The organism is Acinetobacter sp. ATCC 27244 (genome assembly GCF_000156555.1).
GTDB lineage: Bacteria > Pseudomonadota > Gammaproteobacteria > Pseudomonadales > Moraxellaceae > Acinetobacter > Acinetobacter haemolyticus.
On record NZ_GG665952.1, the window covers coordinates 1 to 642 of the forward strand.

Annotated in this window: 1 pseudogene; it reads right to left on the bottom strand. The window is 28.3% G+C overall.

Annotated elements, in window-relative coordinates:
- Positions 1 to 557: pseudogene (locus tag HMPREF0023_RS05330) on the bottom strand (ATP-binding protein); the annotation flags it as partial.
- Positions 558 to 642 lie beyond the last annotated feature (85 nt).

Here is a 642-nt window from a genome sequence, read left to right on the forward strand (position 1 = left end):
GCTGAAAAATAATCTTTTTGTGCACGTTCAATATAAGGCTGTTTATTTTCCTGATCAGTAACAGGGCGCATACCTCGAAGAATTGGTATATAAAATTTAAAATTAGTAAAAATTGGATTCAAATTCTGTTCAATTTCTTTGCTGAACAAATCTAAAGCCATCGGTTTATTATTATTTGGGTACAGGCATTGTAATTGATTGAATCTAGACAAGTACTCAAGAGCTTGACTGAATAGGTTTTTTGAAGAACTAATGTTAGTAGGATTGAGTTGTGCAACAGTTGTTAAAAAATGGTTGTAATTATTATTATGTGGATATTCTTGACTAGATGTTAACTTTTGTTTGAAAGCCATAAGCTTTCTAAATTGCAGAGAGTTATAAAGCTGTTGTCCATTCTTATTTTTAAATAATTCACGTAAAAATCGACTCTTACCAGCATTATTTTTACCTATGAAAAAGTTTAATCGTTTTATCTCTATAATTTGATCATAGTCTTGTTCATTGTCAGAACTGTAACCGTCTAAGTTTTCAGCCCAATAATATAATTTTTCAGTCATAAATTTCTTCTAAGCAACCTATAATTATGATTATATAGAAGAATAATTTTATTTAGTATATGAAAAATCATTACTTATTAAAGGC